Consider the following 10,505-nt stretch of genomic DNA (forward strand, 5'->3'; position numbering starts at 1 on the left):
TCAGCCTCGTAGATGGCGTGTCATGCGCCGCCCCAGTGCGCTGGCGACAGCCGCGACCGACGAGGTCAGCAGCCAGTAGCTCAACACCAGCAGGGCGTACGGCAATACGTAGGAAAAGGTAGTTGATACGATGCGTCCTGCAGTCATGGTCAGCTCTGGCACGGTAATGATCGAGGTGATGGCGCTTTCCTTGATGGTCAGGATCACCTGATTGCCCAATAGCGGGAGGGCGAATGCCAGCGCTTGCGGCGCTTGTATGTGCCAGAACACTCGGCTGCGCGAAATGCCATGCACCCGCGCTGCTTCTACTTGACCGTTGGGCACACTGGCCCAAGCAGAGCGGAACAGCTCAGCAAAATAAGCAGCGCTGTATAACGCCAGCGAGAGGATGCTTGCCTCGACGGCTTCCAGCCGCAGACCGATGACTGGCAGCCCGAAATAAATAACCGCAAGTTGCGCGAGAAACGGCGTCCCGCGGATCAGCCATACGTAAACGCGATAGATCGCCAGAAATCCCGGGACCGCAATGCGCAATGCGTTGAGCCCGAAGCCCAGCAGTAAACCCATGGCAGCAGCAGTCAAGCTAATACCCACCGTGACCAGCAGTGCATCTGCAAAATCCGGTAGATAACTCAATAATTCTTGCATCACTTGAGCTCCTGCCAGCGGCGTTCTAGCAGGCTGCCCAGCACGCTCAACAGGCTTGTCAGCACGAGATAAAACAAGCCCGCCACCAGATAAACTTCAAGCGGGCGGTAAGTCTGCGAAACCAGCTGCTGGCTGACGCGCATCAAATCAGTGATGGAGATGACCGAAACCACGGCTGAAACCTTGATCACATCGATCAACTCGGAGATCAGCGCGGGTGAGGTGAGGCGCAACACCTGTGGCAGTTGGATATGAAAAAGCGTGTTGTATTTGCCGATGGCAAACACGGCCGCCGCTTCCATCTGGCCCTTGGGGATTGCGGCGAAACCGCTGCTCAGGATCTGCGACTGATAAGCCGCCGTGTTCAGCGCTAGGGCTACAGCAGCAGCCACCATGGGTGGCACATCCAGGCCCAGGGCTGATGGGAGATAGAACAGAAGCAGCAGCTGCGCCAGCATGGGCGTGCCACGAAAGAAACTGACATACACCCGGGTGAATGCTCTGCCGGCAGGACTGCGACCATTGGCAATCAGATGAATTACTACGCCGAGAATGAAACCCAGCAGCATGCCGATGGCGCACAACCACAATGTGGTTGTTGCACCGTCGATCAAGGCAGGCCAATAGAGCGCGAGACGGCTGCTGAAATCATTTATCATCAGCGGCTCAGATGCTCGGTACTGGCATAGCATCAGCAGGCAAGTCCATGGTGAAACCAAACCACTTATCTTGTAGCGTCTTTAAGGTGCCATCTTTTCCTGCACGGGCAATGCCCTCGCTAAATAGCTTCACCAGGCTTGCGCTGTCAGCATCCTTGCGACCGACCCAGCCGAAATACGTCACTGGACCGACCATCTCCGGCAACGTTGTGAACAGCCCTGGACGAGCTTTCATCAATGGGCCTAGGTTGGAAAGCGACTGTGCCACGCCATCGAGACGACCATTGGCCAGATCCGCATAAGCTTCATCGAAGCTCACATACTCTTTGATCCGCTTGAGGCCCGGTTGGCCTTCAGCTTTGAGCTTGGTGTCCAGTGCTTGTAGCACTGCCAGCTGGCCGGAACCTGCCTGAGAGCCAATCACCCGACCGTTCAAGTCGGTCAATGCCTTGATATTGTTATCGTCGGCGCGCTTGAGCAATGCAACGGTGGACTCGGCAATGGGGACGGTAAAGGCGAATTGCTCAAAACGCGCTTTATTGACTGTCACTGATGTCACGACGAAGTCGAATTTACGGGTATCCAAGCCTGGCAAAATCCCCTGGAACGGTAGATCGAGCTGGCGCACCTTAACGCCGGGCAAGTCAGCATCCAGTACGTAATGCATCAGGTCTGCGCCATAGCCGACAATCTTGCCATTTTCTACCGACTCGAACGGCGCGAAACGCGCCTCGGTGGCAACGACTATCTCGTTTTTCTGCTTGATGCGCTGCAGCAAATCGTCTGCGTGCGCTAGAGAAATACTGCACAGCGTGACGAGCGACAGCGAGAGTGCTTTTAGAGTGAAACGCGTCATTGGTATTCCCCTTGAATTCCTCAAATTGTTATTCAAGTAACTTGAATATTAATACAAGAGCATGAAGCGTGCCAGGAGGTAGCTTGCGCGAATAGGGGCGTAGGAGAGGATGGGAAGTCGGGAGAGGTGCGCTAATTGCGTGCGATAGCAGGTGTTACGCATTGATGTGGTGCGCAGTGTGTGGGTGGTGTCTGTAGTGCTTGGATGTGCCGACGCTGCTCGGGTGCTTGTTCGTGGGGCGGGGGAAAAAACGCAGTGCTTACATATGTCCTAACGAGTAACTATTCAGAGCTCGAAAGCAGTCGGTCACTAATGGCAGCTTTGGTCAGCTTGAACGCCTTGGCACGCTTTGCAGGGTTGGCGAGAGCCGGAAGTTTGAACTCTGAGACGGCAGGCTACGATTGCGAGGCATTCGATTGAAACCGAACGCATGATCATTGACCTACAGTGATTAGCACGGAATGTCCGCAATTGGCCGATTTCTGGCTTTAGTCAACTGCTTTACGTAGAGCCGCTGCAACGGTAATGGGCAATGCTACATCTGGCTGGGATCAGTCGACCACTACATAGCGACTGGGTTCCGGCTCCGAGGTTTTGACGTTACCAAGACGTATCAGGTGCTCGCGAACGTCAAGCTGGTCCAAAGTAATCTATTCGGGCCATTCAGAGAGTCGCTGAGCATCGTAATTCCCAACTTAAAATAATGAGTACATAATCAAGTCCATCAGCGGTATGCTGAGCGACAGAAAGCTGAAGCTTTCAATGATTTAGAGGATGAGTTATGATCCCGTCCGCTGCGCCATATTCGGTAATCTGGAACACTGAACGCCAGATCACCAAGCAAAGCCCGCCTAGTGCGGGCTTTTTGCTGTCTGGAGTTTGCTATTTACCGGCCCGACTTGAAATGGGTGCCAGGTTTACTGTGCAGCATTCTGGCTATGTCGATAGTCACTCACAGCTTCATAGACGGCTTTACGCAGACGATTGATCCCGCCAATGGGCCGATGCGCTTCAATGCCAAACCACGGGTTGAACGATAAGTTGTCGCAGGCCAGATTCAGCGCCGGCGTGTCGAAGTCCTGCGGCGGCAAGGTAATCCGCGCTACGGTTTCGAAAGGTGAATCCTGCTCGCGCCATTCGATGCTGGTGTCCTCGATCGGCATGTAATGGTTCGCATCCTGGCGCTGGATCTGCAAGACGAAACACGTTGGCACACGATCCGTCGACAATTGCTGATTCAACGCACTGCGTAAGAAATTTGGCAAGTCGTGGTTCTGCTTGGGCAGCGTGTAGGCGGGGCAGTGGTCTGGGTCGGGCGCTACCCGGAACTTCGCATTGGCCTCGCCAAACTTGTAGGGCGACACCGAAAAGTAGGTCGTGTCCGTCGGACTGTCCGGCGGCGGCGACAGTGTGGCCAGTGCGATGAACAAATGGCGGATTTGCCAAGTGCGCGGATCCCATCCCGGAAAAAACGCCGTGGTCTTTTTGCCTTCAGCCTGAGCCGCCACATTCTGACGGTACTCGGCGACATCGCTGACAAAGAAGTTCGGATGGCTGAACATCACGAAGTCCTGTTCGTGTTGTCCTTGGCGGTTCTCCAGCAACTGTTTGCCAGGCACATCGTGCAATTTGATCGCCATGCCCCGTGCGTCACGAATACTGTCGAACTGCGGGTAGGCGTTACCATTCGATAATCGAATCATCGCCGGCCAGGTTTTACCCGGCTCACTGAACACGCCTTGACGCAGCGCCGGCGGCAGATCCGCCAACACTTGCACTTCAGCCTTCACGCAACCGTGCGCCTTGGCATGCGCGTCACGCAGGTACCGCGTGCCTTCACGGTGTTGATCGACGATACGCACAGCGGTCTGTATCACCTCCTGGGTCATGCCCGCTTCACCGGGTGGAACCTGCTCCAGCGCCGAAACCGGGCCGCGATGCTGCCAGGCAAACCAGGCCGCGGAGACCGCCCAGCCGAGCAGGCCGATCACAAGCATGATCAGCAGGGTCTTGCCCAATAAACGCCCCAGCCACAACCAGAGCCGGGCCAACATCGGTAATTCTTTCCTGAGGGTCGACAGGATCATGGCAATTGCGCCTCCAGTGGGCCGCCAAGGACTTTCAGGTATTCGAGCAGCGCCCAGCGCTCTTCGGGCTGCAACAGTCGGCCGATGACGCCGTTACCACGTTCGCCGGCGCGAAATTCATGGCCGCTGTTATGGTTGCCGCTGATTCTTGTGTCGAACAGAAAACCGTTGGTGAAGGCTTCGGTGCGATAGCCCAGATGTCGTGGGTCGTACTCGAAGGTGCCCTTATAGAAGGTGGCTGCGCGTTCATCTTGCGGTGACAGCAACTGATAAATACTCGGTACCGAACCGTTGTGCAGAAACGGCGCAGTGGCCCAGACACCCGCCAGTGGTCGCGCTTTATAGGCGACTTTTTCACGAACACCGATCGGCAGGCCGAAACCGTCGAGTTGTGGCTTCTCCTGCGGCGTGACCCCGGCCTCGCGATAGGCCCGGTTCTCGACGAATGCGGTGACGTAAGCCAGGCCCTTGGCCACGGATAGCTGGCTCAGGTCCAGCGGCTCCTTCGGTGTCGGATGCAGTTTTACATCCATACCCTCCAGTTCTTTGAGCTCCCATTGCAGGGCTGTCAGATCGAAGCGATGGTTGGCAATGTTGTTGGCGGCGTTTGGATCGGTGCCGATGACGTCCACGGGCAACATGTGCAAATGCTGCACCCAACGTTCGCCTTCTTGAGTCTTGCGCGGAACGTGGCACCCGGTGCAATTTTCCGCGAACAGCGCGCGTCCTTTGGCGGCCAGTGGCTTGTCGATGGCGCCGAATAACGCCTCCGGCCAGACGGGTGGCTGAAGTTTTTGTATGGTTTCTTCTATCTTGTGCAGATCGCGCACACGAACGCTTGAGGCATAACGCGCATCGCCTTGCAGTGGCTGGCCGTTGTCATCGAAGAAATTCAGGGTAGCGCCGACACCCAGCGCCTCACCGATGTTGCGCGCCATCGGCTGCTGCGCCGAACCGTTCCATTGCACCCAATCGAAGGTCCACATGTCCCACAACTGCGGGTAGTCCACCGGGGCGTTGGCCACGCGGTAGTTGGCAGGGGATATCGCATCGCCGAACGTAGCGTTGGCGATGCGCCCGAATGCATCGGCGCGTCCCGGACCTTCTTCAGTCGGGTAGAGGCCGCGATGGGTGTCGTTCCAGGCGACTCTCAGGAAGGTATTCAGTGATGTTTTGAAGTCCTTGCGCAGTTGTTCATGGTGCGCGTTGTAGTCATCCCCTAATACATGTCTTGCGAAACGCTCGAATTTCCAAGGGTTGTAGTAAGTCGAGGTCAGGCTCGCCACTAGTGCTTGTCCGAAACTGCCGCCACGGAGTGTAGGAACGCTGGAAGGCAAAACATGCTGCGCCGCGCCACCGTCGATGCGCACGGCCTGACCCTTGAAGCGCAATTCACCGGTGTGGCAAGCCGCGCAAGTGATGTCCAGGTACTGCTCGGAGCTGCCGGGATTTTGGTGTCGGGCAAAGCCTACTGGCAGATTACCGGGGTTTGTCGGTGTGGCTTTTTGCTGCGGATCAATCAAAAAACCGAAGCGAGCGAGGTAGTCGGGGGAGGCAAAACGTTGCTCAGAGAAGGGTAATTCCAAGGCCTGGAACCACTCATAGCGCAGCCCTTTGACTTGGGTGCCCTGTGGTGTGAAATAGTAGGTTTGCCGCTCTTGCTCAGTCCACTGATTGAGGTAGTGCACCTGTTGGACGGGGCTATAGAAGGGTAATTTCGGATTGGCGACGTAGTACAAAACCAACGCGAGGACGAGTCCCAGCAGTACGACGATCAGGGTCAGTACACGGAATAAGAGGCGCAAGATAAACATCCTTGTCGAGTTGTTGCGCTGTTATGCCTGAGCTTGGCCCTGTGCGGCAAGTGGCCATTACGCCAGATGTTGGGGGGGAGGGGAGTCGGTCCTTGTCAGGAATAGATGACAGAAGCTTCATCGTGCCTTTAGCCAAATGCGTTTTAATCCCTGAACTTATCGCAAGATTCCTGCTCTCATGCCGGTAGCCATTGGTCGTGGCGGCCTGATAAGCTCGCGGCTTTACTCGATTGCCCTTTCGGCGCATGAACAAGGAAATAGCATGAAACAGCATCGGTTGGCGGCGGCGGTAGCCCTGGTTAGCCTGGTCCTCGCGGGTTGTGATTCGCAGACCAGCGTAGAGCTGAAAACCCCGGCGCAAAAAGCTTCCTACGGTATCGGCCTGAACATGGGCAAGAGCCTTGCTCAGGAAGGCATGGATGATCTGGACTCCAAAGCGGTAGCCCAGGGCATCGAAGATGCCGTCGGCAAGAAAGAACAGAAGCTGAAAGACGAAGAACTGGTCGAAGCCTTCGCCGCGCTGCAAAAGCGTGCTGAAGAGCGCATGGCCAAGATGAGCGAAGAGTCGGCAGCCGCCGGCAAGAAATTCCTCGAGGAAAACGGCAAGAAGGCCGGCGTGACCACCACCGCTTCCGGTCTGCAGTACGAAGTCGTCAAGAAAGCCGACGGCCCACAGCCTAAGCCTACCGACGTCGTGACTGTTCACTACACCGGCAAGCTGACCAACGGCACCGTATTCGACAGCTCCGTCGAGCGCGGTAGCCCGATTGATCTGCCGGTGAGCGGCGTGATTCCGGGTTGGGTTGAAGGTCTGCAACTGATGCACGTTGGCGAGAAGTACAAACTGTTCATCCCTAGCGATCTGGCTTATGGCGCACAGTCGCCAAGCCCGGCAATCCCGGCCAACTCGGTTCTGGTGTTCGACCTGGAACTGCTGGCCATCAAGGATCCAGCCAAAGAAGACGCTGCTGCAAAGTAATCAGCATCGGTTTCAACAACAACGCCTCGCTTATGCGGGGCGTTGTTGCATCTGTAGGATGGCAAAGGTAAACAGAGCGAACCGATGCCGGTCATGACAGTCATAGCTTTGAGGCTGCCCGCACTAGACGCCCTGAGCTGCCAAGTCAATGAAATATTGGGGTTTTTTATGTGAGTAAAAAACGCCCGATCTGAGCGCAGCCCTTATAAAACGGGGCTTTCAGCGTTGAAATGCAGCTCTGTTCACAAGGTTATCCACAATTTGTGTGGATAACATTTCAACGGGAGGAATAGATGAAAGCTCCGTGGAATTTCGCTCGATTCCTGCCCTTGGCCGGCCGCCTGCTGGCTCGCGGTCGCCTGCCGACCTTATTGTTTGCCGTCGCCAGCAAAGGCGCCGCGCAAGGTAATCGGCTCGGCAAACTCAAGGACGATCTGCGTTTGCTACAGGCATTGTGCCTGGCCTATTGGCGCGGTGAGTACCGCGCGATCAGCCCGAAAGCGTTGATTTCGGTAGTGGCGGGGTTGATGTACTTCCTCAGTCCGGTCGATGCGATACCGGATTTCATCCCGGTATTCGGTATGCTCGACGACATCGCCGTCCTCGCCTGGCTGATGAAAACCCTCGACGATGAACTGACGGCTTTCCGCTTCTGGCGCAAGCGCCAGCAACCGGAAAAACTCGCGGTGGTCGAGCGTCTGCCCGATACCCCCCAGCAACTTCAACTTCAGGGCCCGAAAAAGCCCTGATTCACGAAGGCCGCTTTCAGATAGATCCCCCCCGCGACCTTAGCCGCTGTTAGGATTACACTTCTAGGGAAAAGTGCCGACTCGCTAAGTGTTGTTGTCCTACGGGGTAGTCATGGATATTCAGATAATTGCACGCGATGGCGAACCCGAATATGCGGTTTTGCCATGGGCTCAGTATCAGGCTCTACTGAAAGCAGCAGGCATCAACGAAGCACCGCCGCGGCAGGCTCAAGCACCGCTCGCGGCGTCGCCAGACCCGATTCTTCCAGGTCTGGATCAACTACGCAGTTTGCGCGAAGGGAAGGGCATCGCCATTGAGGCGTTGGCCCGCACGGTAGGCATCAGCCCGTCTTACCTGGCCATGATTGAAAGTGGTGAGCGTCAACCCGACGCCGCGATTCGCCGCAGCCTGGCCTGGGAACTGACGGTGCCCGGGTGGAGGGATGAATCGTGAGCGTACGCATCAGTCGTCAACATTGGGACGGATTGCTGGGGGAACTTGATCAGGCGCGCCGACAGCGCCATCTTCTGACTTATCGGGCTTTGCTCGAGCGTTTGCAATTGCCGACGCCGGCAATGCAAACCTTGACCGCCGCACTTGAACATCTCGCGGCACTGGATGCCAAGGCCGAACAACCGCTGCGCAGTTCGCTCGTCATCAGCCAAGGCGCCAGTCGTTTGCCGCGTACCGGTTTTTTTGAATGTGTCGAACGTCTTGGGCGGTTTTCCGGGCCGTCCGATGGCGTTGCGGCGGCGTCCTGGCATGCATCGGAAGTGGTCAGGGTGTTCGAATACGAGTACCCGGAATCGGCGGAGGCTTGAGTGTTTTTACGACTCAAGGCGCAGGCAAGTTACTGGTTGGCGCGTAGGCTGTTTCACTGGTCGTGGTTTGTTCGCCAGCCGCGTGGCTGGCGCTGGCTTGAAGGCCAGTTTGCGCGCATGGCCAACCTTGGCGATGTCGGTGCGCAAAGCTTCTACGGACACATCCTGACCTTTCGCGGCGTGGGGTTGGCAGCGCGTGAGGAGGGCGTGCGGTTGTTGCGTCTGGCGGCACTGGCTGGCGATGGCAAAGCGGCCTATCAAGTCGGCGTCATCAGTTTCGCGGGGACCGCGAGCAAAGCCCCGGATCCTGCTGAAGCCGCACGCTGGTGGGGTATGGCCGCGAAGGCCGGGCATCCATTGGCCGAGCTGAAATTGAAAGAGCTGGGTGCTAGGGATTCAACGCAGTAAATCCATTTGTGTCTGATCAATAAACGGGGCGTGAGGAAAACTCACGCCCCGTTTGCGTTTTCGCTTATTGGCTTGGCATCAAAAGCTTTATTGCAGACTTCTCCTACAGTAATTGCCTACTCGCCTGACTTATTTGTTGAGTGATCCCCCGCAAAGTCCTCGCGCCTAATTTCTGCGCGAGGGAACGCTCATGTTCGACCCGGTCATTCAGTTTATCTCGCACTCAAGCGTGCGTTGATGGAAGCCATCACCCGTATCGAGCAAGCACTCGACAGCTTTCCCGACACCCTCAGTCTTTATCGCGAGCAGCTCAAGCACTGGGCCAGCCGTGCGGCCGACACCGTCAGCCATGCCATGGATCTGCCGTCCCTGATGGGTATGGAGCGGGTCATCCGCTTAGGCGACCGCAGTACTGCCGTCAGCAGCAGCGACAACGAGTTTTTCTCCGGCGTCGTCCAGTGCCCTAAGGGCGGGCTGATGCTGATCGAGAGCAAGTTCGAGTCGGTGTACGACATCCCGCTGGGCAACATTGTGGTCGATGTGATGGCCATGGACGGTGGCGAAACGACGCCCATCACCCTGGATGCCGAAGGTAAAGGCAAATTCAAGGGAACGCCGGGCAAGTTCTATCGCGTGCATGTACACAGCGAAGTCACCCCAGAGCAGGTCGAGGCGCTGTTCAAGTCCTATGACGGTTTGACTGGCGAGCTGGATGGCTGGCTGCGCAGCGAGTGGCAGGGTTTCAAGCCGCAGTGGTCGCAGTCGGTGGCGACGGCGGCAGGCAACGGCATGTTGGCCGGGAGCTGGGCGGCGATCGAGGGTGTGTGGGACAGCATTGGATTGCTGTCGGAGATCCTTCAGGATCCGGGCGCCTTTGTGGGGCGGTTAGGCAATGGTGCGACTGATCTGATCAATCTGGCTGCAACGGCTCCCAAAGTCATGGCACAGCTTCAATTGCTGGTCAGTGACGAGGCGGCGCTGTGCTTGCTGCTGCGCACCGCGAGTCTTTGGCTGGAAATGCTGCCGCCCAGTGAACTCGCCGGCAAAACCGCGGAAGCGGCGTCGATGATGATCGTGCAGTTGCTGATCGATGTGCTGATCAGCGTTGTGTTGACTTTCGCCAGCGGTGGCGCAGGGATCGCGTATCTGACGCTGCGTCTGGCGGATCGCGCGGTTCAGTTGCTGTCGGCAGTGAAGCGATTGGTGAAGGCGTTGTTTGGCATCGTCAACGGCTTCATCAAGTACGTTGATCAATACAAAACCGTCGCCGCGCGCGGTATCGCCGCCGGGGTGAAAAAAGGCCGGATGCAACTGCGCTGGAATGCCAGGCGCAACGCCTTGTTGAAGAAAGACGAACATCACGACGACGCCCCTAATCAGGCAAAAAACCCCAACGGTGACAGCGCCGATTGTGTGCCGTCGACCTGCACCAACGGCTGCCCCGTATCGATGGTCACCGGCGAAGAACTGCTGACCCTCACCG

At 57.0% G+C, this 10,505-nt stretch carries 10 protein-coding genes and 1 pseudogene; 6 read left to right on the plus strand and 5 right to left on the minus strand.

Going from position 1 to position 10,505, the window contains the following annotated elements; all coding sequences use genetic code 11:
• The 5 genes from K5E40_RS23885 to K5E40_RS23905 form a co-directional block, all read right to left on the minus strand.
• Positions 1-648, minus strand: a complete 648-nt coding sequence (locus K5E40_RS23885; RefSeq protein ID WP_221732909.1) for an amino acid ABC transporter permease — start codon at positions 646-648, stop codon at positions 1-3.
• On the minus strand, positions 648-1,307 hold the full coding sequence (locus tag K5E40_RS23890; RefSeq protein ID WP_221732910.1) for an amino acid ABC transporter permease: 660 nt from the start codon (positions 1,305-1,307) through the stop codon (positions 648-650). Before K5E40_RS23890 ends, K5E40_RS23885 begins: the two co-directional genes overlap by 1 nt.
• Before the next feature lie 7 nt (positions 1,308-1,314).
• Positions 1,315-2,163: a transporter substrate-binding domain-containing protein gene (locus tag K5E40_RS23895; RefSeq protein WP_042558395.1), complete on the minus strand. Its 849-nt coding sequence runs from the start codon at positions 2,161-2,163 to the stop codon at positions 1,315-1,317.
• Between the two features lie 917 nt (positions 2,164-3,080).
• Positions 3,081-4,217, minus strand: coding sequence for a catalase family protein (locus K5E40_RS23900; RefSeq protein WP_221732917.1), 1,137 nt, complete (start codon positions 4,215-4,217; stop codon positions 3,081-3,083).
• Between the two features lie 29 nt (positions 4,218-4,246).
• Positions 4,247-6,055 (minus strand): di-heme-cytochrome C peroxidase, encoded by a 1,809-nt coding sequence (locus K5E40_RS23905; RefSeq protein ID WP_221732911.1) that lies wholly within the window; start codon positions 6,053-6,055, stop codon positions 4,247-4,249.
• Between the two features lie 271 nt (positions 6,056-6,326).
• Here K5E40_RS23905 and K5E40_RS23910 point away from each other — a divergent pair, with 271 nt between their 5' ends.
• The 6 genes and pseudogenes from K5E40_RS23910 to K5E40_RS23935 form a co-directional block, all read left to right on the plus strand.
• Positions 6,327-7,043 (plus strand): FKBP-type peptidyl-prolyl cis-trans isomerase, encoded by a 717-nt coding sequence (locus K5E40_RS23910; protein WP_221732912.1) that lies wholly within the window; start codon positions 6,327-6,329, stop codon positions 7,041-7,043.
• A gap of 293 nt (positions 7,044-7,336) precedes the next feature.
• Positions 7,337-7,792 carry a YkvA family protein gene (locus K5E40_RS23915; protein ID WP_221732913.1) on the plus strand — a complete coding sequence of 152 codons (456 nt, stop codon included), beginning with the start codon at positions 7,337-7,339 and terminating at the stop codon, positions 7,790-7,792.
• A 112-nt stretch (positions 7,793-7,904) separates the two neighbouring features.
• Positions 7,905-8,246, plus strand: a complete 342-nt coding sequence (locus K5E40_RS23920) for a helix-turn-helix domain-containing protein (protein ID WP_221732914.1) — start codon at positions 7,905-7,907, stop codon at positions 8,244-8,246.
• Positions 8,243-8,614, plus strand: coding sequence for a hypothetical protein (locus tag K5E40_RS23925; RefSeq protein ID WP_003223109.1), 372 nt, complete (start codon positions 8,243-8,245; stop codon positions 8,612-8,614). Before K5E40_RS23920 ends, K5E40_RS23925 begins: the two co-directional genes overlap by 4 nt.
• Positions 8,615-9,022, plus strand: a complete 408-nt coding sequence (locus K5E40_RS23930; protein ID WP_221732915.1) for a sel1 repeat family protein — start codon at positions 8,615-8,617, stop codon at positions 9,020-9,022.
• Positions 9,023-9,259: 237 nt separating this feature from the next.
• Positions 9,260-10,505, plus strand: a pseudogene (locus K5E40_RS23935) (type IV secretion protein Rhs); the annotation flags it as partial.

Source organism: Pseudomonas baetica, from assembly GCF_019733355.1.
Classification (GTDB): domain Bacteria; phylum Pseudomonadota; class Gammaproteobacteria; order Pseudomonadales; family Pseudomonadaceae; genus Aquipseudomonas; species Aquipseudomonas baetica_A.

Coding starts and splice junctions, on each gene's coding strand:
- K5E40_RS23885 (WP_221732909.1), bottom strand. CDS start 648: ATGCAAGAATTATTGAGTTATCTACCGGATTTTGCAGATGCACTGCTG.
- K5E40_RS23890 (WP_221732910.1), bottom strand. CDS start 1,307: ATGATAAATGATTTCAGCAGCCGTCTCGCGCTCTATTGGCCTGCCTTG.
- K5E40_RS23895 (WP_042558395.1), bottom strand. CDS start 2,163: ATGACGCGTTTCACTCTAAAAGCACTCTCGCTGTCGCTCGTCACGCTG.
- K5E40_RS23900 (WP_221732917.1), bottom strand. CDS start 4,217: ATGTTGGCCCGGCTCTGGTTGTGGCTGGGGCGTTTATTGGGCAAGACC.
- K5E40_RS23910 (WP_221732912.1), top strand. CDS start 6,327: ATGAAACAGCATCGGTTGGCGGCGGCGGTAGCCCTGGTTAGCCTGGTC.
- K5E40_RS23915 (WP_221732913.1), top strand. CDS start 7,337: ATGAAAGCTCCGTGGAATTTCGCTCGATTCCTGCCCTTGGCCGGCCGC.
- K5E40_RS23920 (WP_221732914.1), top strand. CDS start 7,905: ATGGATATTCAGATAATTGCACGCGATGGCGAACCCGAATATGCGGTT.